This is a genomic window from Actinomadura gamaensis (assembly GCF_042652125.1).
GTDB classification, from domain to species: Bacteria; Actinomycetota; Actinomycetes; order Streptosporangiales; family Streptosporangiaceae; genus Spirillospora; species Spirillospora gamaensis.
In genome coordinates this window covers 103,844-128,147 of sequence record NZ_JBHSIT010000011.1, presented here as the reverse complement: position 1 = coordinate 128,147, position 24,304 = coordinate 103,844, and the positions used below count along the sequence as shown (strand labels likewise).

Below are 24,304 nucleotides of genomic sequence, written 5' to 3'. Positions count from 1 at the left end.
CATCGCCAGACCGGGAGTAGCCTGGAACCGCCATGCGTTCCGTTCTCTTCTACACCTCCGCGCGCCTGGGGATCTTCGTCGCCACGACCGCCGTCCTCTGGCTGACCCCCATGCGGAAAGCGCCGATCTTCCTGCTGCTCGGCGCCCTCCTCATCAGCGGCGTCATCAGCTACGTGCTGCTCTCGACCCAGCGGGACGCGATGTCGGCGACGATCGTCAGCACCGTCCGCGACCGCAAGACCAAACTGGAGGAGTCCCGCGGCAAAGAGGACTAACCCCTCCAGCGCGCGCTAGCGCCCGCTCCGCGCACAGCGGAATTGCCGCACGCCTTCCCCTCCGGCCCAACTCCCACAGCGTCCACACGCGTCGGCCCCACGCGCCGTCGCCCCCGGCTCCCCCGCGTTAATCCCGCGCACGCGCTCTTCCCGCCCAGACCTCCTCGCCCAACGCCCGCGCGCCCCTCCCGCCCACGCGCGCCCCTCCCGCGCCGCGCCCCCCTCCGCGCCCGCGTCTTCTTCCCGCCCACGCGCGTACGTCCGCGCCCGCGCGCCCCTCCCGCGCCGCGCACCCCCTCCGCGCCCGCGTCTTCTTCCCGCCCACGCGCGTACCTTCCGCGACGTGCACCCCTTGGCGCCCGCGTGTTCTTCCCGCACATGCGCGTACTTCCGTGCCCGCGTCCACCTTCCGCGCGCATCCCCCGGCGCCCGCGCGCATTTCACACGCGCCCGCGCCCACCTTCCTCGTGCGTCCCTCTCGCGCCCGCGTACCTTCCGTGCCTGCGCCACTCCTCGGGCGCTCGCATACCTTCCGCGCGTATCCCCCACGCGCCCGCGCGCATCGCTCTCGCGGCCGCGCGCACCTTCCTCGTGCGTTACTCACGCGCCCGCGTACCTTCCGTGCCTGCGCCCACTCCTCGGGCGCCCGCGTACCTTCCGCGCGCATCCCTCACGCGCGCGTCCCGCGCGCATCTGTCGCGTTTACGGGTGCCTTGCGGTTCACGAGTGCCTCTCGTGCGCGCGTTCTTCTCGCGCACGCTCGTGCGCCGGGCATGGGTACTCGCCGCGCACGCGCGTACCTCCTGCACACGCGCGTGCTTGGCGCGCGTGTGTGTTCTTTCCGTACACCGCGCGTATCTCGCGCATGCGTACTTGCTGGGGGTGGGCGGCTGCTTGTTCTTCTTGGTTGCGGCATTTGTGGGCGGATGGGGTGGGGCTGGGGGGTGGGGTTGTGTCGCCCTGGGGGGGGTGCGGGTGCGGACCGCTCGTGTGGGGTGTTGCGGGGCCTCCTAGGCTGGGGGCATGACCCGCGCCAATCTCGACAAGAAGCCCGCCGACGTGGCGGCGATGTTCGATCGGACCGCCGATCGGTACGACCTGCTCAACACGCTCATGACCGGTGGGATGGAACGGTGGTGGCGGCGGGAGGTCGTGCGCGCCGTGGCGGCGCGGCCGGGGGAGCGGGTGCTCGACCTGGCCGCGGGGACGGGGACGTCCTCGGTGCCGTTCGCGGACGCGGGCGCGCGCACCGTCGCGTGCGACTTCTCGCTCGGGATGCTCCGGGTGGGACGGCGACGGCAGGTCGGCGTCGACAATCTGGCGTTCGTGGCCGGGGACGCGCTGCGGCTGCCGTTCGAGGACGGCGCGTTCGACGTGGTCACGATCTCGTTCGGGCTGCGGAACGTCGCCGACACCGAGGCGGCGCTGCGGGAGATGCGGCGGGTGGCGAAGCCGGGCGGACGGCTGCTGGTGTGTGAGGTCAGTCACCCTCCGAACCCGCTGCTGGCCGCGGGGCACAAGGCGCACCTGAAGGTCGGGCTGCCGCTGCTCGGCCGGGTGTCGTCCAACCCGGACAGCTACACGTATCTGGCCGAGTCGACGCTGGCGTGGCCCGACCAGGCGTCGCTGGCGGCGATCGTCCAGGCCGCCGGGTGGACGAGGGTGCGCTGGCGGAACCTGACTTTCGGGGTTGCGGCGATGCACCACGCCGTCAACCCAGGCTGATCCCGTTCCGGGTGTTTTGCACCGGTCCAAAACCGGGCGGGCGCAGAGGTACCCACGAGCGGCTCCAAAGGAATAGACTCCCCATCGGATTCTTGTGAAGTACTTCACAAGCGAACGAAGTAAGAGGAACGCTGTGACCGACTCCACCCGACACGCGGACGTCATCGTCGTCGGGGCCGGACCCGCCGGGTCGTCCACCGCCTACTGGCTGGCCCGCGCCGGCCTGACCGTGTTCCTGCTGGAGAAGGCGACGTTCCCGCGCGACAAGATCTGCGGCGACGGGCTGACCCCGCGGGCCGTCCGGGCGCTGATCTCCATGGGCGTGGACATCGACGCGCCCGGCTGGAGCCGGAACAAGGGCCTGCGCATCTACGGCGGCGGCACCCGGATCGAGCTGCCCTGGCCCGAGCTCGCCAGCTTCCCCGACTTCGGCCTCGTCCGCTCCCGGATGGACCTGGACGAGCTGCTCGCCCGGCACGCCGCGGCCGCCGGCGCCGAGCTGATCGAGGGCTGCAACGTCACCGGCCCGATCATCGACGAGCGCACCGACCGCATCGTCGGCGTGACGGCCAGGCACAAGGACGAGGAGATCACCTTCCACGCGCCGCTGGTCGTGGCCGCCGACGGCAACTCGACCCGGCTCAGCGTGGCGATGGGGCTGGAGCGCCGCACCGACCGTCCGATGGGCGTGGCCGTCCGGCGCTACTACGAGTCGCCGCGGCACACCGACGAGTACATGGAGGCGTGGCTGGAGCTGTGGGACGGCCGCCGCCTGCTCCCCGGCTACGGCTGGGTGTTCCCCCTCGCGGACGGCACCTGCAACGTCGGCCTCGGCCTCCTCAACACCTCCAAGTCGTTCCAGAACGTGGACTACCGCGGGATGCTCAAGGGCTGGACGGCCCAGATGCCGCCCGAGTGGCAGTTCGACGAGGAGCACGCGTCCGGCCCGGCCCGCGGCGCGGCGCTCCCCATGGGCTTCAACCGGCAGCCGCACTACGCCCGCGGCATGCTGCTGGTCGGCGACGCGGGCGGGATGATCAACCCGTTCAACGGCGAGGGCATCGACTACGCCCTGGAATCGGGGAAGCTCGCCGCCGAGATCATGGTGCAGGCGCTCGCCCGCCGCACCCCGGCGCAGCGCGAGCGGACGCTCTACGAGTACCCCCGCATCCTGAAGGACGAGCACGGCGGCTACTTCACGCTCGCGCGGGTCTTCGTGCAGGCCATCGGTGACCCACGGGTGATGAAGTTCCTCACCACGCACGGCCTGCCGCACCCGACGCTGATGCGCTTCACCCTCAAGCTTCTGGCGAACCTCACCGACCCGCGGGGCGGCGACGCGTTCGACCGGATCATCAACGCCATGCAGAGGGTGGCGCCCGCCGCTTAACCCCGACCCCCGGAGGGGAGTGCTATTGATCACCTTGGCTAGGGTGACGACCCGCCCGCGTGACCGCGGTCACGCGGCGGCCGTCGCCGTGACGCGGTTCCGCCATGCGCGAAGGTCGCGTCCGTACAGCGTCGTACGCCCCGAGGAGAGGAAGTAGGACTCCGTGGACCTCTATATCCCGATCATCGTGTTGGGGGTTCTGGCGTTCGTTTTCGCCGCCGGATCGGTGCTGATGGCCTCGATGACGGGGCCGAAGCGCTGGAACCGGGCGCGCCTGGACGCCTACGAGTGCGGGATCGAGCCGACCCCGCAGCCCGTGGGCGGCGGGCGCTTCCCGATCAAGTACTACCTGACGGCGATGCTGTTCATCGTCTTCGACATCGAGATCATCTTCCTCTATCCCTGGGCCGTCGCCTTCGACAGCCTGGGGATTTTCGGTCTTGTGGAGATGGTCCTTTTCATCCTCACCGTGCTGGTGGCGTACGCCTACATCTGGCGGCGCGGTGGTCTGGAGTGGGACTAATGGGTCTTGAAGAGAAGCTCCCCAGCGGCTTCCTGCTGACGACCGTCGAGCAGGTCGCGGGCTGGGCGCGGAAGAGTTCGGTGTGGCCCGCCACCTTCGGTCTCGCGTGCTGCGCGATCGAGATGATGGCGACCGGCGACCCGCGGCACGACTTCTCCCGGTGGGGGATGGAGCGTGCCTCGGCGACGCCCCGGCAGGCCGACCTGATGATCGTCGCGGGCCGGGTGAGCCAGAAGATGGCGCCGGTGCTCCGGCAGATCTACGACCAGATGACCGAGCCGAAGTGGGTCATCGCTATGGGCGTGTGCGCCTCGTCCGGCGGCATGTTCAACAACTACGCGATCGTGCAGGGCGTGGACCACATCGTCCCGGTGGACATCTACCTGCCCGGCTGCCCGCCGCGGCCGGAGATGCTGCTGGACGCGATCCTGAAGCTGCACGACAAGATCCAGAACACCAAGCTCGGGCCGCAGCGGGCGAAGCAGATCGCCGAGCTGGAGGAGTCCAGGCGCCGCCAGTTGCCGCTGCTCGGACAGGGGGTGCTGTGAGATGAGCTCGCAGAACCCCGAGCAGCAGGCCGAGCAGGCCGCCGACCGGCTCCCCGCGCAGCGCGAGGAGGACCGCGCCGAGCAGCCGGTCGCCCGGATGGGCATGTTCGGCGTCAGGGGCTCCGGCGACACGTCCGGATACGGACGGCTCGTCGTCCGGCAGGCCCCGAAGGTGTCGTCGCCGCGTCCGTTCGGCGGGCCCGAGGGCGCGGCCGAGGCCGGCGAGTTCGACGAGGTCGCGGACGCGCTGGAGCGCCTGCTGCCGAGCTACGGCGAGGCGATCGAGCGGGTCGTGGTGCACCGCGGCGAGCTGACCTTCCACGTGAGGCGGGAGCACCTCGTCGAGGTCGCCCGCACCCTCCGGGACGCGCCGGACCTGCGCTTCGAGATGTGCATGGGCGTGAGCGGCGTCCACTACCCCACCGACGAGGGCGCGGAGCTGCACGCGGTCTACCCGCTGCTGTCGATCACGCACAACCGCCGCGTCCGGCTGGACGTGTCGTGCCCCGACGCCGACCCCCACATCCCCTCGGTCGTCGGGATCTACCCGACCAACGACTGGCACGAGCGCGAGACCTTCGACTTCTTCGGGATCGTGTTCGACGGCCACCCGGCGCTGACCCGGATCATGATGCCGGACGACTGGGTCGGGCACCCGCAGCGCAAGGACTACCCGCTCGGCGGCATCCCCGTCGAGTACCGCGGCGCCGAGGTTCCGCCGCCCGACCAGCGGAGGTCGTACACGTGAGCCCCTCCACCAAGTACACCGAGTACGACGCCTACGCGGCCGCCGCCGAGGAGGCGGCCGAGGGCCGCGTCTTCGACGTCGGCGGCCAGGACTGGGACCAGATGGTCGCCGAGGCCCGGGACTCCGGGGACGAGCGCCTGGTCGTCAACATGGGCCCGCAGCACCCGTCCACGCACGGCGTGCTCCGGCTGATCCTGACGCTCGACGGCGAGACGGTCGACGAGTGCCGGCTGGGCATCGGCTACCTGCACACCGGCATCGAGAAGAACATGGAGTTCCGCACCTGGACGCAGGGCACCACGTTCTGCACCCGGATGGACTACCTCGCGCCGATCTTCAACGAGACGGCGTACTGCCTCGGCGTCGAGAAGCTGCTCGGGATCACCGACCAGGTGCCGGAGCGGGCCCAGATCATCCGCGTGATGATGATGGAGCTGAACCGGATCTCCTCGCACCTGGTCGCGATCGCGACGTTCGGCCTGGAGCTCGGCGCGACGACCGTCATGCTGAACGGGTTCATCGAGCGCGAGTACACCCTCGACCTGTTCGAGGAGATCACCGGCCTGCGGATGAACATGGCGTACGTCCGTCCGGGCGGCGTCGCGCAGGACCTGCCGAGCGGCGCGATGAGCAAGCTGCGCGACTACCTCGACCGGATGCCGAAGCGGCTGAAGGCGATGCGCAAGCTGATGGACGACAACCCGGTCTACAAGGCGCGCACGAAGGACGTCGCGTACCTGGACCTGACCGGCTGCACGGCGCTCGGCATCACCGGACCGATCCTGCGCTCCACCGGCATCCCGTGGGACCTGCGCAAGTCCCAGCCGTACTGCGGTTACGAGACCTACGACTTCGAGGTGGCGACCGAGACCACCTGCGACGTCTACGGCCGCTACCTGGTGCGGATGAAGGAGATGGACGAGTCCCTGAAGATCGTGGAGCAGTGCGTCGAGCGGCTCCAGTCGGTCAAGGGGCCGGTGATGGTCGAGGACAAGAAGATCGGCTGGCCGGCGCAGCTCGCGATCGGCGCGGACGGCATGGGCAACTCGCCCCGGCACATCGCGCACATCATGGGCACCTCCATGGAGGCGCTGATCCACCACTTCAAGCTGGTGACCGAGGGCTTCCGGGTCCCGGCCGGGCAGGTGTACGCGCCGGTGGAGTCGCCGCGCGGCGAGCTCGGCGCGCACATCGTCAGCGACGGCGGGACGCGCCCCTACCGGGTGCACTTCCGCGAGCCGTCGTTCACCAACCTCCAGGCGGCGCCCGCGATGGCCGAGGGCGGCATGGTCGCCGACGTCATCGCCGCGGTCGCCTCGATCGACCCCGTGATGGGAGGTGTGGACCGTTGAGCGAGCAGCTGCTCAAGCTGGAGCCGCCGTTCCGCAACACCGAGCCGTACGACCCGGAGACGCGGGAGCGGCTGGACCGCGACGCCAAGGACATCCTGGCCCGGTACCCGCAGCCCCGGTCGGCGCTGCTGCCGATGCTGCACCTGGTGCAGTCGGTGGACGGCTTCGTCACCGGGCGCGGGATCGACTTCTGCGCCGAGACGCTCGGCATCACGCCCGCGCAGGTCACCGGGGTCGCGACGTTCTACACCCAGTACAAGCGGGAGCCGGTCGGCGACTACCACGTCGGCGTCTGCATCAACACGCTGTGCGCGGTGATGGGCGGCGACCAGATCTGGAACGAGCTGAGCGAGCACCTCGGCGTCGGGCACGACGAGTCCACCGAGGACGGCAAGGTCTCGCTGGAGCGCATCGAGTGCAACGCGGCCTGCGACTTCGCCCCCGTCATGACGGTGAACTGGGAGTTCTTCGACAACATGACGCCGGAGAAGGCCAAGCGCCTGGTCGACGACCTGCGCGCGGGTAAGCAAGTGCTTCCTTCTCGCGGTCCGAACCGGCTGTGCACGTGGAAGGAGGCCAGCCGGGTGCTGGCCGGCTTCGACGACGGCCTCGCGCACGAGGGCGTCCAGGCCGGCGCGGAGTCGCTGCGCGGCCTCGAACTCGCCCGCGAGCGCGGCTGGACGGCACCGTCCGCCGACACGGGCGCGGCCGCCCCGGACGAGCCGGTGCGGGCCGAGGAGATCACCGACCCGCCGCCGAACGAGCCGGGCAAGCCCATCGGCGGCGACGTCAAGCCCGGCAGCCAGGAAGGACGCAACCAGTGACCACGCTGACTCCCGTCCTCACGCGGAACTGGGACCAGCCCGACTCGTTCACCCTGGCCGGGTACGAGCGCGACGGCGGCTACACCGCCCTGCGCAAGGCCCTCGCCATGGAGCCGGACGCGATCGTCCAGACGGTGAAGGACTCCGGCCTGCGCGGCCGCGGCGGCGCGGGCTTCCCCACCGGGATGAAGTGGGGGTTCCTGCCGCCGGACAGCCCGAACCCGCGCTACCTGGTGGTGAACGCGGACGAGTCCGAGCCGGGCACGTGCAAGGACATCCCGCTGATGATGGCCAACCCGCACGTCCTGGTGGAGGGCGTCATCATCAGCGCGTACGCGATCAAGTCGAACCACGCGTTCATCTACGTGCGCGGCGAGGTGCTGCACGTCATCCGCCGCCTCCAGCAGGCGGTGCGCGACGCCTACGCCGCCGGGTACATCGGCAAGGACATCCTCGGCTCGGGGTACGACCTGGAGCTGGTCGTGCACACCGGCGCCGGGGCCTACATCTGCGGCGAGGAGACGGCGCTGCTGGACTCCCTGGAGGGGTACCGCGGTCAGCCCAGGCTCAAGCCCCCCTTCCCGGCGGTCGCGGGACTCTACGGCGGTCCCACCGTCATCAACAACGTCGAGTCCATCGCCTCGGTTCCCTCGATCGTGGCGAACGGCGCCGACTGGTTCACCTCCATGGGCACCGAGAAGTCCGCCGGGTTCGGCATCTTCTCGCTGTCCGGGCACGTGACCAGGCCGGGCCAGTACGAGGCCCCCCTCGGCGTGACGCTGCGCGAGCTGCTCGACATGGCGGGCGGCATCCGCGGCGGGCGGCGGCTGAAGTTCTGGACGCCGGGCGGCTCGTCCACGCCGCTGTTCACCGAGGAGCACCTGGACGTCCCGCTCGACTTCGAGTCGGTCGGCGCGGCCGGGTCCATGCTCGGCACCCGCGCGCTGCAGATCTTCGACGACACGGTGTGCGTGGTGCGGGCCGTCCTGCGCTGGTCGGAGTTCTACGCGCACGAGTCGTGCGGCAAGTGCACGCCGTGCCGCGAGGGGACGTACTGGTACAAGCAGCTGCTCAAGCGGCTGGAGGCCGGGCAGGGCTCCGAGCAGGACCTGGACACCCTGCTGGACCTGTCGGACAACATCCTCGGCCGCTCGTTCTGCGCGCTCGGCGACGGCGCGACCAGCCCGGTCGTCTCGTCGATCAAGCTCTTCCGGGACGAGTACATCCGCCACTTCGAGCAGGGCGGCTGCCCGTTCGATCCGGCCAAGTCCACCCTGTGGGGAGGTGCAGCGGTATGACCGTCGCCGACGAGAAGAAGTCGGTGGAGCAGCAGGTCGAGATGGTGACCTGCACCATCGACGGTTTCGAGATCAGCGTCCCCAAGGGTACGCTGATCATCCGGGCGGCCGAGCTGCTCGGCATCCAGATCCCGCGGTTCTGCGACCATCCGCTGCTCGACCCCATCGGGGCCTGCCGGCAGTGCCTGGTGGAGATCCCGGACGCGGGCAACGGGCGCGGCATGCCCAAGCCGCAGGCGTCCTGCACCACCACGGTGATGCCGGGCATGGTCGTCAAGACGCAGCTCACCTCGCCGGTCGCCGACAAGGCGCAGCACGGCGTGATGGAGCTGCTGCTGATCAACCACCCGCTGGACTGCCCGATCTGCGACAAGGGCGGCGAGTGCCCGCTGCAGAACCAGGCGATGTCCAACGGCCGGGGCGAGACGCGGTTCACCGAGACCAAGCGGACCTTCCCCAAGCCGATCCCGCTGTCCACCGAGGTGCTGCTCGACCGCGAGCGCTGCATCCAGTGCGCGCGCTGCACCCGGTTCTCCGACCAGATCGCCGGGGACGCGTTCATCGACCTGTTCGAGCGCGGCGCGAAGGAGCAGGTGGGCGCGGCGACCGACAAGCCGTTCCAGTCCTACTTCTCCGGCAACACCGTGCAGATCTGCCCGGTCGGCGCGCTGACCGGCGCGGCGTACCGGTTCCGATCGCGGCCGTTCGACCTGGTGTCCACGCCGTCGGCGTGCGAGCACTGCGCGTCCGGCTGCGCGCTGCGCACCGACCACCGGCGCGGCAAGATCACCCGCCGCCTCGCCGGGGACGACCCGCAGGTGAACGAGGAGTGGAACTGCGACAAGGGCCGCTGGGCGTTCACCTACGCCACGCAGCCCGACCGGCTCGACCACCCGCTCGTCCGGAACGAGAAGGGTGAGCTGGAGGTCGCGTCCTGGCCCGAGGCGCTGACGGTGGCCGCGCGCGGTCTCGCGCGCGCACGAGGCAGGGCCGGTGTCCTCACCGGCGGACGCCTCACGCTGGAGGACGCCTACGCCTACAGCAAGTTCGCCCGCATCGCGCTCGGCACGAACGACATCGACTTCCGGGCCCGTCCGCACAGCGCCGAGGAGGCCGAGTTCCTGGCCTTCGCGGTGGCGGGCCGTCCGATCGAGGTGTCGTACGCCGACCTGGAGACCGCTCCGGTGGTCCTCCTGGCCGGGTTCGAGCCCGAGGAGGAGTCGCCGATCGTCTTCCTGCGGCTGCGCAAGGCGTTCCGCAAGAAGAAGCTGAAGGTCGTCTCCGTCGCGCCGTTCGCCACCCGCGGTCTCCAGAAGACCGGCGGGACGCTGCTCCCGGCCGTGCCGGGAGCGGAGGCGGAGGTGCTCGGCGGGCTGGTCGCGGGCGAGAACGCCGGGATCCGCGACCTGCTGGAGAAGCCGGGCGCGGTCATCATGGTCGGCGAGCGGCTCGCGGCGAGCCCGGGCGCGCTGTCCTCGGCCGTCCGGCTGGCGCACGCCACCGGCGCGAAGCTGGCCTGGGTGCCGCGCCGCGCGGGCGAGCGCGGCGCGATCGAGGCCGGGGCCCTGCCGGGCCTGCTGCCGATCGGCCGTCCGGTGTTCGACCCGGACGCCCGCACCGAGACCGCCCGCGTCTGGGGCGTCGCGGAACTGCCCGCGACGCCCGGCCGCGACACCGCCGGGATCCTGTCCTCGGCGGCGTCCGGTGAGCGCGGGGCGCTGCTCGTCGGCGGGTTCGACCCGTACGACCTGCCCGACCCCGAGGCCGCGCTCGCGGCCCTGGACGCCACCCCGTTCATCGTCAGCCTGGAGCAGCGGGTCAGCGCGGTCACCGACCGCGCGGACGTGGTGCTCCCGGTCGCCGCGGTCGCCGAGAAGTCCGGCACGTTCGTGGACTGGGAGGGACGGGGCCGCCCGTTCGACACCGTCCTGAAGAACGCCGCGAAGATGTCGGACCTGCGCGTCCTGGACGCGCTGGCCAACGAGATGGACGTCCACCTCGGCCTGCCGGGACCGGACGCCGCGCGCCGCGAGCTGACCGAGCTCGGCGCGTTCCGCGGCGAGCGCCCGCCCGCGCCGTCGGCCGCGCTCGGCGCCCTGCCGCAGCCGGGCCCCGGCGAGGCGGTGCTCGCGAGCTGGCGCCAGCTCCTCGACCGGGGCCGCATGCAGGACGGCGAGCCCTACCTCGCCGGCACCGCCAAGGCCGCCGTCGCCCGCGTCTCGGCCGCCACCGCCGCCGAGGCCGGCGCGGACGGGAAGATCACGGTGCGCGGCCCGCGCGGCGAGGTCACCCTCCCGCTGGAGGTCACGCCCGGCATGCCGGACCGCGTGGTCTGGCTGCCGACCAACTCCGCCGAGGTCGCGGTGCACGCCGACCTCGGCGCGCAGGCGGGGGACATCGTCTCGATCGGAGGCACCCGATGAGCCGTCTCACCCTGGCCGGGCAGGCCGTGCTGGCCGGGCCCGCGCCGTCGGACCCGACGCTGTCCACCTTCGGCAAGGACCCGTGGTGGCTGATCGGCGGCAAGGTCCTGGTGATCTTCGTCTTCCTGGTCCTCACCGTGCTGATGTCGATGTGGGTCGAGCGCCGCGTCATCGGCCGCATGCAGCTGCGCGTCGGCCCGAACCGGGCCGGACCGTTCGGCCTGCTCCAGGGCCTCGCGGACGGCGTGAAGCTGGCGCTGAAGGAGGACATCGTCCCTCGGAACGTGGACAAGGTCGTCTTCGTCCTCGCGCCGGTGATGTCGGCGGTGCCCGCCTTCATCTCGTTCAGCATCATCCCGTTCGGCCCGACCGTGTCGGTCTTCGGCCACCACACCGCGCTCCAGGGCACCGACCTCCCGGTCGCGGTGCTGCTGGTGCTCGCGATGTCGTCGATGGGCGTCTACGGCATCGTCCTGGCGGGCTGGTCGTCGATGTCGCCCTACTCGCTGCTCGGCGGGCTCCGCTCGTCCGCGCAGGTGATCTCCTACGAGATCGCGATGGGGCTGTCGTTCGTCGCGGTGTTCCTGTTCGCCGGGTCGATGTCCACCACCGAGATCGTCAACGCGCAGGCGAACACCTGGTACGCGGTGCTGCTGTTCCCGTCCTTCGTGGTCTACGTGATCACGATGATGGGCGAGTCGAACCGCATCCCGTTCGACCTGCCCGAGGGCGAGGGCGAGCTGGTCGGCGGCTTCCACACCGAGTACTCGTCGCTGAAGTTCGCGATGTTCTTCCTCGCCGAGTACATCAACCTGGCGACGCTGTCGGCGCTGTGCACCACCCTGTTCCTCGGCGGCTGGCGGGCGCCCGCCCCGATCTCCACCGTGTGGTCGGGCGCGAACTCCGGCTGGTGGCCGGTGCTGTGGTTCATGGTCAAGCTCTGGCTGTTCATCTTCTTCTTCATCTGGCTGCGCGGCTCGCTGCCCCGCGTCCGCTACGACCAGCTGATGAAGCTCGGCTGGAAGGTGCTGATGCCCTTCTCGCTCGGCTGGATCCTGCTGGTCGCCGCCATCCGCGCGCTGAAGAACGAGGGCCACAACGTCGGGACGCTCATGGCGGTCGTCGTGGTGCTCGCGATCGCCGTGATCGCCCTGACCTTCGTATGGGAGTTCGCGCGCGGACGCAGGCCCGAGGAACCGGAGGCCGCCGGCACGGCGCCGCCGGACCCGGCGGCGGGCGGCTTCCCCGTCCCGCCGATGGACGCCCCGCACTACCACGGCCGCCGCGACGTGCCCCGGCCGCGCACCACCGAATCCTCTCGTGAGGAGGTCAGCAGTGGGACTCACTGACTTCCTGAACCCGGTGAAGGGGTTCGGGGTCTCGTTCCACCAGATGTTCATGAAGAGCGAGACCGTCCAGTACCCCGAGGTGAAGAAGCCGACGGCCCCGCGCTTCCACGGACGCCACCAGCTCAACCGCTGGCCGGACGGCCTGGAGAAGTGCGTCGGCTGCGAGCTGTGCGCCTGGGCGTGTCCCGCCGACGCCATCTACGTGGAGGGCGCCGACAACAGCGAGGAGGAGCGCTACTCGCCGGGCGAGCGGTACGGCCGCGTCTACCAGATCAACTACCTGCGCTGCATCCTGTGCGGGCTGTGCATCGAGGCGTGCCCCACCCGGGCGCTCACGATGACCAACGAGTACGAGCTCGCGGACGACAGCCGCGAGTCGCTGATCTACACCAAGGACATGCTCCTCGCGCCGCTGCGCGAGGGCATGGAGGCCCCGCCGCACGCCATGCGCCTCGGCGACTCCGAGGAGGACTACTACCGCCTCGGCCTGCAGTCCGAGGAAGGCGGTGAGAAGAAGTGACCGCCGCCGGCCTGACCCCCGCCGACCTGGCCACCGCGCACGTGCTGGCGGGGAACGTCGCCGACAAGCAGTCCGGCGAGCCGTTCTTCTTCTGGCTCCTGGCGATCGTGTCGGTCGCCGCCGCGCTCGGCATGATCTTCATGCGGAAGGCCGTGCACTCGGCGCTGCTGCTGGCCACGGTGATGCTGTCGCTGGCCGCGCTCTACGCGGTGCAGGACGCGCCGTTCCTGGCGTTCGTGCAGGTCATCGTCTACACCGGCGCGGTGCTGATGCTGTTCCTGTTCGTGCTGATGCTGGTCGGCGTCTCGTCCACCGACTCGCTGGTGGAGACGCTGCGCGGGCAGCGGCTCTGGGCCGCGATCGCGGGCCTCGGCTTCTTCGTCCTGCTCGGCGCGGGCTTCGCCAACGCCGCGCTCGGCGACTCGGCCGGGCTGAAGAACGCCAACGCCGAGCACGGCGGCAACGTCCGGGGCCTGGCGGCCCTGCTGTTCGGCAAGTACGTGTTCGCGTTCGAGGCGACCAGCGCCCTGCTGATCACCGCGGCGCTCGGGGCGATGGTGCTCGCGCACCGCGAGCGCACCTCCCCGAAGCCCACCCAGCGGACGCTGTCGGTCGAGCGGTTCCGCAAGGCCGCGCAGACCGGCGCGCACCCCGGCCCGCTGCCCGGCCCCGGCACCTACGCCCGGCACAACGCGGTCGACATGCCCGCCCTGCTGCCGGACGGCACCCCGTCCGAGCTGTCGGTCAACCCGATCATCGCGGCCCGCACCGACACCGCGCACCGGCACACCGACCTGGGCGGCCAGACCGAGCGGCAGGCGCTCGACCGGGACGTCCGGGCCGTCCGCACGGCGACCGAGACCGCCGAGCCCGGGGCCGGCGCCGCGACTGAGGAGGTCGAGAAGTGAGCCCCGGACACTACCTGGCGCTGTCGGCGATCCTGTTCACCATCGGCGGCGTCGGCGTGCTCGTGCGCCGCAACGCGATCGTGGTGTTCATGTGCGTGGAGCTCATGCTCAACGCCTGCAACCTGGCGTTCGTGTCGTTCTCGCGGATGCACGGCAACCTCGACGGCCAGATCATCGCGTTCTTCGTGATGGTCGTGGCGGCGGCCGAGGTCGTGGTCGGCCTCGCCATCATCATGACCATCTTCCGGACCCGCAGGTCCTCGTCGGTCGACGACGCGAACCTGCTGAAGTACTAGGGGGCCGCGGCCAGTGAAAGCGGAAGGGATCCAGGCCGCGGCCTGGTTGCTCATCGCGTTCCCGCTGCTCGGGGCGGCGGTCCTCCTGCTCGGAGGACGGCGCACCGACAGGTGGGGACACTTCCTCGGCGTCGCGATGTCGCTCGCGTCGTTCGTCGTCGGCCTGGGGATGTTCTTCCAGATGCTCGGCTACGACGACGCCGAGCGCCGCCGCACGCTGCACCTGTGGAACTTCTTCGACGTCGGCTCGCTGCACGTCGGGATGGACCTGCTGGTCGACCCGCTGTCGATCAGCTTCGTGCTGCTGATCACGGGCGTCGGCTCGCTGATCCACATCTACTCGATGGGCTACATGGCCCACGACGAGGACCGGCGGCGGTTCTTCGCCTACCTCAACCTGTTCGTCGCGGCGATGCTCACGCTGGTGCTCGGCGCGAACTACGTCGTGCTGTTCCTCGGCTGGGAGGGCGTGGGCCTCGCGTCCTACCTCCTGATCGGGTTCTGGCAGTTCAAGCCGACCGCCGCGGTCGCCGCGAAGAAGGCGTTCGTGGTGAACCGCGTCGGCGACCTCGGCATGGTCACCGCGATCATGCTGATGTTCGCCACCTTCAGCTCGGTCGACTTCACCACGGTGCTCGGCACCGGCGCCGAGCACGTCGGGCTGGCGGGCAAGCTGACCTCCGGCACCGCGACCGCGCTCGGGCTGCTGCTCCTGCTCGGCGCGTGCGGCAAGTCCGCGCAGCTCCCGCTCCAGTCCTGGCTGCTGGACGCGATGGAGGGCCCGACCCCGGTGTCGGCGCTGATCCACGCGGCGACCATGGTCACCGCGGGCGTCTACCTGATCGTCCGGTCCGCGCCGATCTTCGAGATGTCGCCGGACGCGCAGCTCGTGGTCACCATCGTCGGCGCGGCGACGCTGCTCGCCGGTGCGATCATCGGTTCCGGCAAGGACGACATCAAGAAGGCGCTCGCCGGCTCGACGATGTCGCAGATCGGGTACATGCACCTCGCCGCCGGGCTCGGCAAGCCCGGCTACGCCTTCGCCATCGCGCACCTGATCGCGCACGGCTTCTTCAAGGCGGGCCTGTTCCTCGGCGCCGGGTCGGTCATGCACGCGACGAACGACGACGTGAACATGCGGCACTACGGCGCGCTGCGCAAGATGATGTACGTCACCTACGGGACGTTCGGCCTCGGCTACCTGGCGATCATCGGGTGCCCGCCGTTCTCCGGCTGGTTCACCAAGGACGGCATCATCGAGGCCGCGTACGAGAAGGGCGGCACGTCGGGGAACATCCTCGGCACCTGCGCCCTGGTCGGCGCGGGCATCACCGCCTACTACATGTCGCGCGTGATGTTCATGACGTTCTTCGGCGAGAAGCGCTGGCAGGAGGACGTGCACCCGCACGAGTCGCCGAAGGTGATGACCGTCCCGCTGATCCTGCTGGCCGTCGGGTCGGTGTTCGCGGGCGGGTTCCTCGTCCTCGGCGGGTTCTCCGACTTCCTGGCCCCGGTGGTCGGCGAGCCGGAGGAGCACACCTTCAAGTGGCTGACCGTCCCCGGCGCGGCGACCTTCGTGCTGATGATCGTCGGCGTCGCGATCGCGTGGCGGCAGTACGGGGCGCGGCCGGTTCCGGTCGAGGCCCCCGCCGGGTCCTTCCTCACCCGCGCGGCCCGCCGCGACCTGTACGGGGACGCCCTCAACGAGTCGCTGCTGATGCGGCCCGGCCAGTGGCTGACCCGGCTCGCGGTCTGGTTCGACAACCGGGGCGTGGACGGCGCGGTCAACGGCATCGCGGCCGGCGTCGGCGGGACGTCCGGCCGGGTCCGGCGGATCCAGACCGGGTTCGCCCGCTCCTACGCCCTCTCGATGTACCTCGGCGCGGCCATCGTGGTCGCCGCCCTCCTGGTGGTGAACGCGTCATGACCGACTTCCCCTGGCTGACCGTCCTCATCGCGCTGCCCGCCGCCGGCGCGCTGCTGGTGGGGCTGCTGCCACGCGAGAACGAGGGCCTGGTCAAGCAGGCCGCGCTCGGGATCTCGCTGGTCGAGGCCGTCCTCGCGATCGTCATGACGACCGCGTTCAAGGTCGGCGGCGACCGCTTCCAGTTCACCGAGAAGTACTGGTGGATCAAGCAGTTCGGCGTGCACTGGGCGGTCGGCGTTGACGGCGTCGCGCTCGTGCTCGTCCTGCTGTCGGTGATCCTCGTCCCGCTCGTGGTCATCGCGTCCTTCGACGAGGCGGGCCGCTCCGGCGGCGTCGAGACCCCGCCGAAGCGCTCGGTGAAGACGTACTTCGCGCTGCTCCTGGCGCTGGAGGCGATGATGGTCGGCGTCTTCGCGGCGACCGACGTCTTCCTCTTCTACGTCTTCTTCGAGGCGATGCTGATCCCGGTGTACTTCCTCATCGGGTCCTACGGCGGTCCGCAGCGGTCCTACGCGGCCGTGAAGTTCCTGCTGTACTCGCTGCTCGGCGGGCTGCTGATGCTCGTCGCCGTCGTCTGGCTGTACCCGCTGTCGCAGGACGAGCTCGGCCACGGCACGTTCATGTTCGACGAGCTGCGCACCATGCACGTGGACGGCGCGACCGCCAAGTGGCTGTTCCTCGGCTTCTTCGTCGCGTTCGCGATCAAGGCGCCGATGGTGCCCGTCCACACCTGGCTGCCGGACGCCGCGGCGCAGTCCCCGGCGGGCGCGCTGGTGCTCGTCGTGGGCGTGCTCGACAAGGTCGGCACCTACGGGATGCTCCGGTTCTGCCTGGAGCTGTTCCCCGGCGCGGCCAAGTGGGCGACCCCGGTCGTCCTCGCGCTGGCGGTGATCAGCATCGTGTACGGCGCCGTCCTCGCGATCGGGCAGGTGGACCTGAAGCGGCTGGTGGCCTACACCTCCGTGTCGCACTTCGGGTTCATCGTGCTCGGCATCTTCGCGATGACGACGCAGGGGCAGTCCGGCGCGACGCTGTACATGGTGAACCACGGGTTCTCGACCGGCGCGCTGTTCCTGCTGGTCGGGTTCATGATCGCGCGCCGGAAGTCGGCGCGGATCGACGCGTTCGGCGGCGTCCAGAAGGTCGCCCCGGTGCTCGCCGGGACGTTCCTGGTGGCGGGCCTGTCCGGGCTCTCGCTGCCCGGCCTGTCCACCTTCGTGTCCGAGCTGATGGTGCTGATCGGCACCTTCAGCCGGCACCGGGTGCCCGCCGTGCTCGCCGCGTCCGGGATCGTCCTCGCCGCGATCTACATCCTGTGGACCTACCAGCGGACCATGGGCGGCCCCGCCCGGGACGAGGTCAAGGGCATGCCCGACCTGTCGGTCCGGGAGAAGGTCGCGATCGCCCCGATCATCGCGATCATCGTGGCGATGGGCCTGTTCCCCCAGCCGGTGCTCAAGGCCATCAACCCGTCGGTCGAGCAGGGCTTGGCCCGGGTGGACGTCCGCGACCCGGCACCGAAGATCAACGGTAACGTCGCCGAGAACGGAGCCCGGCCGTGAGCGTGTCACTGGTAGCCGCGGGACTCGCGGCCGCCCCGTCCGGCGGGGACAAGCTGCCCGCGCCGCACATCGAGTACGGGCAGCTCGCCCCGATGCTGATCGTGTTCGGCGCGGGCGTGCTCGGCGTCCTGGCGGAGGCGTTCGTCGGCCGCCGCACCCGGTACTACGTGCAGGTGCCGCTCGCCGCGATCGGCCTGATCGCCGCGTTCGCCTGGACGATCGGCCTCGCCGCCCGGGACAAGCCGTTCCACGTCGCCGCGATGGGCGCGATCGGCGTGGACGGCCCGACCCTGTTCGTCCAGGGCACGATCCTCGTGCTCGCCCTGGTGTCGCTCCTGCTCATCGCCGAGCGGCAGCAGAGCCACTTCACCGCGCAGGCCGCGGCGCTGCCCGGCACCGAGGCCGAGCAGGAGGCCGAGCAGCTGGCCACCGCGGCGGGGATCACCCAGACCGAGGTGTTCCCGCTGATGCTGTTCGCGGTCGGGGGCATGCTGATGTTCCCCGCCGCGAACGACCTGCTGACGATGTTCGTCGCGCTGGAGATCATGTCGCTGCCGCTGTACCTGCTGTGCGGCCTGGCCCGGCGCCGCCGCCTGCTGTCGCAGGAGGCCGCGGTCAAGTACTTCCTGCTCGGCGCGTTCTCCTCGGCGTTCTTCCTGTACGGGACGGCGCTGCTGTACGGCTACGCCGGCTCGGTCCGGCTGTCGGACATCGCCACCCAGCTCAGCAAGGACGCCGGCAGCGAGACGCTGATGCTCGCGGGCGTGGCCCTGCTGTCGGTCGGCCTGCTGTTCAAGATCGGCGCGGTGCCGTTCCACATGTGGAAGCCGGACGTCTACCAGGGCGCCCCGACCCCGATCACCGCGCTGATGGCGTCCTGCACGCTCGTCGCCGCGTTCGGCGCGCTGATGCGCGTCTACTACGTCGCGTTCGAGACGCTGAAGTGGGACTGGCGGCCCTTCATGTGGGGTGTGGCGATTCTCACGATGGTCGCGGGCGCGGTCATCGCGATCACCCAGACCGACCTGAAGCGGCTGCTGGCCTACTCGTCCATCGCGCACGCGGGCTTCCTGCTCACCGGCATGATCGCGGTGACCCGGGACGGCCTGGCCGGCGCGCTGTTCTACCTGGTCGCCTACGGCTTCACCACGATCGGCGCGTTCGCGGTGATCACCATGGTGCGGGACGCGGGCGGCGAGGCGGCGCACCTGTCGCGGTGGGCGGGCCTCGGTCGGCGGTCGCCGGTCGTCGCGGGCGTTTTCGCCTTCTTCCTGCTAGCCTTCGCCGGAATTCCGTTGACGTCCGGGTTCACCGGGAAGTTCGCGGTGTTCAAGGCGGCCGTCGAGGGTCACGCGACCCCGCTGGTCGTCGTCGGCGTCCTGTCGTCGGCGGTCGCGGCCTTCTTCTACGTCCGGGTCATCGTGGTGATGTTCTTCAGCGAGCCCGAGGCGGACGGCCCGACCGTGGTCGCGGGACCCGCGACCGCGGCTGCCGTGGCGCTCGGCGTCACGGCTACTGTGGTACTCGGCGTCCTGCCCCAGCCGATGCTGGACCTGGCGGGACACGCCGCGACACAGATGTTCGTCCGGTAGTGGCTCCGTAGGGGGTTTGGGTGAGTAGCGCCGTTCCGTTCGGTCTGCCCGAGGGGCTGGCCTCAGATGTGCGGGAGCGGCTCGCCGCGGTGGAGGAGACGCTGCTCTCCTCCGTGCGGGGCGACGATCCGCTGCTCTCCGAAGCCTCCAAGCACCTCGTCGAGGCGGGGGGCAAGCGGTTCCGGCCCATGCTGGTGCTGCTCGCCTCCCACTTCGGCGAACCGGACGCGCCGGGCGTCGTCCCGGCGGCCGTCGTGGTCGAGCTGACCCACCTGGCGACGCTCTACCACGACGACGTGATGGACGAGGCGACCGTCCGGCGCGGCCAGGAGTCGGCGAACTCGCGGTGGAACAACACCGTCGCGATCCTCACCGGCGACTACCTGTTCGCCCGCGCCTCGGACCTGCTGGCCGACCTCGGGCCCGAGGCCGTCCGGATCCAGGCGCGCGCGTTCGCCCGCCTCGTCCGCGGCCAGATCCAGGAGACCGTGGGCCCCGCCGAGGGCGTGGACCCGCTCAAGCACTACCTGTCGGTCATGGCCGACAAGACCGGCTCGCTGATCGCCGTCTCCGGGCAGTTCGGCGCGCTCCTCGCGGGCGCCTCCCCGGCCGTGGTCGACACGATCACCTCCGCCTGCGAGAAGATCGGCATCGCCTTCCAGCTGTCGGACGACATCCTCGACATCGCGTCCGAGACCGAGGAGTCCGGCAAGACGCCCGGCACCGACCTGCGCGAGGGCATCCGCACGCTCCCGATGCACCTGGTGCTGGAGGGCGTCGGCTCCGGCCCGGACGACGCGCGCCTGCGCGAACTGCTCGTCACCGACCTCACCGACGACGCCCTGCACGCCGAGGCGCTCGCGCTCCTGCGCGCCCACCCGGCGATGGACCGCGCGCGGGCCGACATGCGCTCCTGGGCCGAGGACGCCCGCGCCGAGCTCATGACCCTTCCGGACATCCCCGCGCGGGCGGCCTTCATCGGCCTCTGCGACTACGTGGTCTCCCGCACCGGCTGACGTCCCTCCCGACGCGAGAAAGGCCCTCCGAGGAGGGCCTTTCGCATGTCCGGCCGGTTATCGGCCAGCAGCACGATCAGCGGACGCCGGGGGTGAGCGGCGACGGGATCACGGCGGGCCACGGCTTGTTCGAGACGCGGAGCTTGCCGACCAGCTTGCGGCTCTCGCAGTGCACGGTCACCTTGTAGGTGCCGGACTTCAGGCCGCGCTTCACGGTCGCCTTGCCCTGGCCGTCCGCGCCCTTGCCGTAGATGACGACGTTCTTGGTGAAGGCCTTCGAGGACGCGTAGTGCTTCTTCTTGCCGACCGCGCAGGCGAGGACGTCGATCTGCACGTGCTGACCGGGGCGCGCTACGGAGGGGCTGAAGGTGACGTCACGCGAAGCGGCGGTGGCCTCGCCCGAAACGGGGGCGAGCAGGCCGGCTCCGACGATGGCCGCGCCGACGACGGCCGTGCTGAGCAGACGCAACCGGGGCTCCTCGGGGAAGTGGGGTGGACGGTTCTCAGTGTGATCTCCCGCACTCTAGCGGGTGCGGGGCAACTCACTCTATAGACAGGTTTAGTCAGCCAAAAGTTGTCATATCTCCCAGGAAACTTTCAGCGTCTTCCCCACCTCTTGCCGAACCGCCGGCGGAGGGACGGGGCCAGGGCCCGGTTCGGGCACCGGACGACCTGGTCAGGCGGCCGGTTCCGCGACGGTGTCCGACTCGGCGGGCGTGGCGGACGCGGGGGCCCGGCGGGCGAGGCGGCGCGTGCGGCGTCCGGTGACCAGGCCGTCCGCCGTGAGGACGATCAGCGCCGTCCAGACGAGGAAGAACCCGGCCCAGCGGCTCGCGGGCATGGCCTCGTGCTGCACCAGCAGCCCGATCAGGAACTGGAGGACGGGCGCGAGGTACTGGAGCAGGCCCAGCGTGCTCATCGGCACCCGCACCGCCGAGGCGTTGAACAGCAGCAGCGGGACGGCCGTCACGACGCCCGCGGCGGCGAGCAGCGCCATGTTCCCGGCGCCGTGGTGGCCGAACGCCGCCGTCCCGTTCGCCTGCATCACGATCGACACGGCGAGCGCCGGGACGAACATGACCGCCGTCTCCACCGCCAGCGTCTCCGCGGACGGCATGGACGCGAACTTCTTCAGCAGCCCGTAGACGCCGAACGAGCAGGCCAGGATGAGCGCGATGTAGGGAAGCCGTCCGTAGTCGACCGTGAGGACGGCGACGGCCGCCGTCCCGAGCCCGACCGCGACCCACTGCCACGGACGCAGCCGCTCGCGGAAGATGACCACGCCGAACAGGATGCTGATCAGCGGGTTGATGAAGTAGCCGAGGGACGCCTCGATCGTCTTGCCGGTGTTGACCGCGAAGATGTAGGTGCCCCAGTTGGCCGAGATCAGCACGGACGCCAGCGCGAGCAGCCCGGCCTTCCTGCGGTCGAGCGTCCGGATCCAGGCCCAGTTGCGTCCGGCCGCGAGGATGACCGCGACCGCCACCAGCGACCACATGATGCGATGCGCGAGGATCTCGACGGCGTTGGCGGGCTTCAGCAGAGGCCAGTAGAGCGGGAACAGCCCCCAGAGAACGTAGGCGGCCACACCGAATATCATTCCGCGACGGTCAACCACAAAAGGAACCTATCAGGACGTAATCAGTCAATCTAGGTGACAGTGATGACTGCGCAAGGGGGACGACCATGGACGCGCGGGACAGCTACGACGAGGTGGCCGAGGCGTACGCCGAGCGTTTCATGGCCGAGCTCGACGGCAAGCCGCTGGACCGTGCCGTCCTCACCCACCTGATCGAGCGCGTGGACGGCCTCGGCCCGATCGCCGACCTCGGCTGCGGCCCCGGCCACGTGACCCGCTTCCTGAGCGACCACGGCGCGCCGTCCCTCGGCCTGGACCTGTCGCCCCGCATGATCGAGATCGCGTCCGCCGCCCATCCGGGCCTCGGCTTCCACGTCGGGGACATGCGCGACCTGCACGTCCCCGACCGCATCTGGGGCGGCATCGCGGCCTGCTACTCGATCATCCACCTGACGCCGGCCGAACTCCCCACCGCGTTCGCCGAGTTCCGCCGCGTCCTGCGCCCCGGCGGATCCGCCCTGCTCTCGTTCCACCTCGGCGACGAGGTCCGCCACCTCGACGAGTGGTTCGACCGTCCCGTCGATCTGGACTTCCAGTTCTACCGGCGCGCCGAGATCGAGACCGCCCTCCAGGACGCGGGCCTCACGCCCGACGCCTACATCGAACGGACTCCTTACGCCCACGAGGTGGAGACCACCCGCGCGACGATCCTCGCGACGCGGACGTAGTCTGAAAGACATGTTCGGCTTCGCGAAGACCCAGATGGTCGCCCCGGAGAAGGCCCTGCCCGGCCGGGACGAGCCGATGCCCGTCCCGTCCCGCCACGAGGTCCTGGGCACCACCCTCACCCCGCCCTATCCCGAGGGCGCCGAGATCGCCGACTTCGCCCTCGGCTGCTTCTGGGGCGCCGAGCGCAAGTTCTGGCAGACCGAAGGCGTGATCACCACCGCCGCCGGCTACCAGGGCGGCTACACCCCGAACCCGACCTACGAGGAGGTCTGCTCCGGCCAGACCGGCCACGCCGAAGCCGTCCGCGTCGTCTACGACCCCGCGAAGGTCTCCTACGACACCCTCCTCAAGGTCTTCTGGGAGTCCCACGACCCCACCCAGGGCATGCGCCAGGGCAACGACGTCGGCACCCAGTACCGCTCCGCGATCTACACCCACTCCGAGTCCCAGGCGGCCCGGGCCGAAGCCTCCAAGGCGTCCTACCAGAAGGTCCTGACCGAAGCCGGCTACGGCGAGATCACCACCGAAATAACCCCGGCCGGACCCTTCTACTACGCCGAGCCCTACCACCAGCAATACCTCTCGGACACCAAGAACCCCGGAGGCTACTGCGGCCTAGGCGGCACCGGCCTCTCCTGCCCCGTAGGCGTGGCCCCCGCAGGCGACTGAGCTCCTGGGTGAGGCGAGTAGGACCGTCCGCCAGCGGTCGGTCCTAGGCCCTACACAATTACAGGCAGAGCCTCAAGGCCGACGCCGCTGACCTCGACGGCCTGATCGTCGCCTGGCGGCTTACGGGTTCCGAACACCTGTGAAAGTCAGGGCGGGTCGCCGGGGCGCGGCAGGCGCGGCGGTACCGGTTTAGCCCAAAGTGACCAGTCGTCCGGCGACTCCTGCCCGACAGGCGTCGCCGCCGCCGTTGAGAGCTAGATGGGGCGCAGAGTCTGTGAGAACGCCGGACATCGCGACTTCGATGTTGCGCCTCGCTGAATCCTTGGTGTTGCTGGCCGCGCCTGCTTCAGAGCAGATCGCCTGGTGTGAGCGTCATGGCTGGTGCGTGGACGAGCTCGGGCTTGATTTCGACTGGGCGGCGGGTTGGGTGGTCCCGCGCGTGGATGAGCAGGCTCCTGGTCTGCTGTCTGGCTCTCTGAGGGATGTCCTTGTTCGGATCGGCGAGCGTCTCGCCGAGATGAGCGGCCCGGGCGGTTCGGCGCGTTGGGACGCTGAAGGGCTCGCAGAGGATTCGCCGTGGGCGGAGATCCGACAGATGGCGGGCCGTGCGCTGGATGAGATCGTCAAGCTGGACGTGGTCATCGTCATTCCCCGGCCGTCATGATCAGGTGGCGAGGACGGCAACGAGGGGACGGGCGTGGTGGATCGAGAAGGTTGGTACGGCGTTCGCTGCCTGCTCCGCTGGACGGAGGAGACGGGCCGTCCGTACGAGGAGAGCGTCACCGTGTGGCGGGCGGCGTCCTTCGACGAGGCGATCGCGAAGGCTGAGGACGCCGCCCGCGAGAACGCCGCTCTCCTGGGTGGCGAGTATCTGGGGCTGGCGCAGGCGTATTTCATTGGCGGCGAGGAGTCGCTGAGCGAGGGCGTCGAGGTCTTCTCGCTGGTCCGCGACAGCGACCTCGACCCGGACGCCTACCTCTCGCAGTACTTCGACACGGGCACGGAACGTCAGGTGAGCGAATCGTGAGTTGACCCGTTCGATCAGCGATTG

The 24,304-nt window shown here is 70.3% G+C and carries 24 protein-coding genes; 22 read left to right on the top strand and 2 right to left on the bottom strand.

Annotated elements, in window-relative coordinates:
* Positions 1–32 precede the first annotated feature (32 nt).
* The 18 genes from ACFPCY_RS32695 to ACFPCY_RS32610 all read left to right on the top strand — a co-directional run bounded on the left by ACFPCY_RS32695 (position 33) and on the right by ACFPCY_RS32610 (position 20,276).
* Complete coding sequence (locus tag ACFPCY_RS32695; protein ID WP_378261687.1) at positions 33–275, top strand: DUF4229 domain-containing protein; 243 nt, start codon at positions 33–35, stop codon at positions 273–275.
* A gap of 1,023 nt (positions 276–1,298) precedes the next feature.
* Positions 1,299–2,000 (top strand): demethylmenaquinone methyltransferase, encoded by a 702-nt coding sequence (locus tag ACFPCY_RS32690; RefSeq protein ID WP_378261685.1) that lies wholly within the window; start codon positions 1,299–1,301, stop codon positions 1,998–2,000.
* 133 nt (positions 2,001–2,133) lie between these two features.
* On the top strand, positions 2,134–3,390 hold the full coding sequence (locus tag ACFPCY_RS32685; RefSeq protein ID WP_378261683.1) for a geranylgeranyl reductase family protein: 1,257 nt from the start codon (positions 2,134–2,136) through the stop codon (positions 3,388–3,390).
* A 163-nt stretch (positions 3,391–3,553) separates the two neighbouring features.
* Positions 3,554–3,913: an NADH-quinone oxidoreductase subunit A gene (locus ACFPCY_RS32680; RefSeq protein ID WP_378261681.1), complete on the top strand. Its 360-nt coding sequence runs from the start codon at positions 3,554–3,556 to the stop codon at positions 3,911–3,913.
* Positions 3,913–4,461 carry a NuoB/complex I 20 kDa subunit family protein gene (locus ACFPCY_RS32675; RefSeq protein WP_378261679.1) on the top strand — a complete coding sequence of 183 codons (549 nt, stop codon included), beginning with the start codon at positions 3,913–3,915 and terminating at the stop codon, positions 4,459–4,461. Before ACFPCY_RS32680 ends, ACFPCY_RS32675 begins: the two co-directional genes overlap by 1 nt.
* A 1-nt stretch (position 4,462) precedes the next feature.
* A complete protein-coding gene (locus tag ACFPCY_RS32670; RefSeq protein WP_378261677.1) occupies positions 4,463–5,209 on the top strand; it encodes an NADH-quinone oxidoreductase subunit C in 747 nt (248 codons plus the stop codon).
* Positions 5,210–5,310: 101 nt separating this feature from the next.
* Complete coding sequence (locus ACFPCY_RS32665) at positions 5,311–6,561, top strand: NADH-quinone oxidoreductase subunit D (RefSeq protein WP_378262069.1); 1,251 nt, start codon at positions 5,311–5,313, stop codon at positions 6,559–6,561.
* Positions 6,558–7,385: an NADH-quinone oxidoreductase subunit NuoE gene (gene nuoE, locus ACFPCY_RS32660; protein WP_378261675.1), complete on the top strand. Its 828-nt coding sequence runs from the start codon at positions 6,558–6,560 to the stop codon at positions 7,383–7,385. Before ACFPCY_RS32665 ends, nuoE begins: the two co-directional genes overlap by 4 nt.
* Positions 7,382–8,683 carry an NADH-quinone oxidoreductase subunit NuoF gene (gene nuoF / locus ACFPCY_RS32655; RefSeq protein ID WP_378261673.1) on the top strand — a complete coding sequence of 434 codons (1,302 nt, stop codon included), beginning with the start codon at positions 7,382–7,384 and terminating at the stop codon, positions 8,681–8,683. The genes nuoE and nuoF overlap by 4 nt, the downstream gene beginning before the upstream one ends.
* Positions 8,680–11,106 (top strand): NADH-quinone oxidoreductase subunit G, encoded by a 2,427-nt coding sequence (locus ACFPCY_RS32650; RefSeq protein ID WP_378261671.1) that lies wholly within the window; start codon positions 8,680–8,682, stop codon positions 11,104–11,106. Before nuoF ends, ACFPCY_RS32650 begins: the two co-directional genes overlap by 4 nt.
* Entirely contained in the window at positions 11,103–12,455 is a 1,353-nt protein-coding gene (gene nuoH, locus ACFPCY_RS32645; RefSeq protein WP_378261669.1) for an NADH-quinone oxidoreductase subunit NuoH, read from the top strand. The genes ACFPCY_RS32650 and nuoH overlap by 4 nt, the downstream gene beginning before the upstream one ends.
* Positions 12,442–12,975, top strand: a complete 534-nt coding sequence (nuoI, locus tag ACFPCY_RS32640; protein WP_378261667.1) for an NADH-quinone oxidoreductase subunit NuoI — start codon at positions 12,442–12,444, stop codon at positions 12,973–12,975. Before nuoH ends, nuoI begins: the two co-directional genes overlap by 14 nt.
* Positions 12,976–13,001: 26 nt before the next feature.
* Positions 13,002–13,883 carry an NADH-quinone oxidoreductase subunit J gene (locus ACFPCY_RS32635; RefSeq protein WP_378262067.1) on the top strand — a complete coding sequence of 294 codons (882 nt, stop codon included), beginning with the start codon at positions 13,002–13,004 and terminating at the stop codon, positions 13,881–13,883.
* On the top strand, positions 13,880–14,179 hold the full coding sequence (nuoK, locus tag ACFPCY_RS32630; protein WP_253883576.1) for an NADH-quinone oxidoreductase subunit NuoK: 300 nt from the start codon (positions 13,880–13,882) through the stop codon (positions 14,177–14,179). The genes ACFPCY_RS32635 and nuoK overlap by 4 nt, the downstream gene beginning before the upstream one ends.
* Positions 14,180–14,192: 13 nt before the next feature.
* Positions 14,193–16,106 carry an NADH-quinone oxidoreductase subunit L gene (gene nuoL, locus ACFPCY_RS32625; protein WP_378261665.1) on the top strand — a complete coding sequence of 638 codons (1,914 nt, stop codon included), beginning with the start codon at positions 14,193–14,195 and terminating at the stop codon, positions 16,104–16,106.
* Positions 16,103–17,668: an NADH-quinone oxidoreductase subunit M gene (locus ACFPCY_RS32620; RefSeq protein ID WP_378261663.1), complete on the top strand. Its 1,566-nt coding sequence runs from the start codon at positions 16,103–16,105 to the stop codon at positions 17,666–17,668. The genes nuoL and ACFPCY_RS32620 overlap by 4 nt, the downstream gene beginning before the upstream one ends.
* A 2-nt stretch (positions 17,669–17,670) precedes the next feature.
* On the top strand, positions 17,671–19,260 hold the full coding sequence (gene nuoN, locus ACFPCY_RS32615; RefSeq protein WP_378262065.1) for an NADH-quinone oxidoreductase subunit NuoN: 1,590 nt from the start codon (positions 17,671–17,673) through the stop codon (positions 19,258–19,260).
* Positions 19,261–19,280: 20 nt separating this feature from the next.
* Complete coding sequence (locus ACFPCY_RS32610) at positions 19,281–20,276, top strand: polyprenyl synthetase family protein (protein ID WP_378261661.1); 996 nt, start codon at positions 19,281–19,283, stop codon at positions 20,274–20,276.
* 76 nt (positions 20,277–20,352) lie between these two features.
* Here the strand turns inward: ACFPCY_RS32610 and ACFPCY_RS32605 are convergent, their stop codons facing one another.
* On the bottom strand, positions 20,353–20,745 hold the full coding sequence (locus ACFPCY_RS32605) for a hypothetical protein (protein WP_378261659.1): 393 nt from the start codon (positions 20,743–20,745) through the stop codon (positions 20,353–20,355).
* Between the two features lie 207 nt (positions 20,746–20,952).
* A complete protein-coding gene (rarD, locus tag ACFPCY_RS32600) occupies positions 20,953–21,876 on the bottom strand; it encodes an EamA family transporter RarD (RefSeq protein ID WP_378261657.1) in 924 nt (307 codons plus the stop codon).
* A gap of 86 nt (positions 21,877–21,962) precedes the next feature.
* Here rarD and ACFPCY_RS32595 point away from each other — a divergent pair, with 86 nt between their 5' ends.
* From ACFPCY_RS32595 to ACFPCY_RS32580, 4 genes are all read left to right on the top strand, one after another.
* On the top strand, positions 21,963–22,583 hold the full coding sequence (locus ACFPCY_RS32595) for a class I SAM-dependent DNA methyltransferase (RefSeq protein WP_378261655.1): 621 nt from the start codon (positions 21,963–21,965) through the stop codon (positions 22,581–22,583).
* Positions 22,584–22,593: 10 nt separating this feature from the next.
* Positions 22,594–23,253 carry a peptide-methionine (S)-S-oxide reductase MsrA gene (gene msrA, locus ACFPCY_RS32590; RefSeq protein WP_378261653.1) on the top strand — a complete coding sequence of 220 codons (660 nt, stop codon included), beginning with the start codon at positions 22,594–22,596 and terminating at the stop codon, positions 23,251–23,253.
* 274 nt (positions 23,254–23,527) lie between these two features.
* Complete coding sequence (locus tag ACFPCY_RS32585) at positions 23,528–23,917, top strand: hypothetical protein (RefSeq protein WP_378261651.1); 390 nt, start codon at positions 23,528–23,530, stop codon at positions 23,915–23,917.
* Positions 23,918–23,950: 33 nt separating this feature from the next.
* Positions 23,951–24,280: a hypothetical protein gene (locus tag ACFPCY_RS32580; protein WP_378261649.1), complete on the top strand. Its 330-nt coding sequence runs from the start codon at positions 23,951–23,953 to the stop codon at positions 24,278–24,280.
* Positions 24,281–24,304: the final 24 nt, after the last annotated feature.

Coding starts and splice junctions, on each gene's coding strand:
- ACFPCY_RS32695 (WP_378261687.1), top strand. CDS start 33: ATGCGTTCCGTTCTCTTCTACACCTCCGCGCGCCTGGGGATCTTCGTC.
- ACFPCY_RS32690 (WP_378261685.1), top strand. CDS start 1,299: ATGACCCGCGCCAATCTCGACAAGAAGCCCGCCGACGTGGCGGCGATG.
- ACFPCY_RS32675 (WP_378261679.1), top strand. CDS start 3,913: ATGGGTCTTGAAGAGAAGCTCCCCAGCGGCTTCCTGCTGACGACCGTC.
- ACFPCY_RS32670 (WP_378261677.1), top strand. CDS start 4,463: ATGAGCTCGCAGAACCCCGAGCAGCAGGCCGAGCAGGCCGCCGACCGG.
- ACFPCY_RS32665 (WP_378262069.1), top strand. CDS start 5,311: ATGGTCGCCGAGGCCCGGGACTCCGGGGACGAGCGCCTGGTCGTCAAC.
- ACFPCY_RS32650 (WP_378261671.1), top strand. CDS start 8,680: ATGACCGTCGCCGACGAGAAGAAGTCGGTGGAGCAGCAGGTCGAGATG.
- nuoH (WP_378261669.1), top strand. CDS start 11,103: ATGAGCCGTCTCACCCTGGCCGGGCAGGCCGTGCTGGCCGGGCCCGCG.
- ACFPCY_RS32620 (WP_378261663.1), top strand. CDS start 16,103: ATGACCGACTTCCCCTGGCTGACCGTCCTCATCGCGCTGCCCGCCGCC.
- rarD (WP_378261657.1), bottom strand. CDS start 21,876: ATGATATTCGGTGTGGCCGCCTACGTTCTCTGGGGGCTGTTCCCGCTC.
- ACFPCY_RS32595 (WP_378261655.1), top strand. CDS start 21,963: ATGGACGCGCGGGACAGCTACGACGAGGTGGCCGAGGCGTACGCCGAG.
- msrA (WP_378261653.1), top strand. CDS start 22,594: ATGTTCGGCTTCGCGAAGACCCAGATGGTCGCCCCGGAGAAGGCCCTG.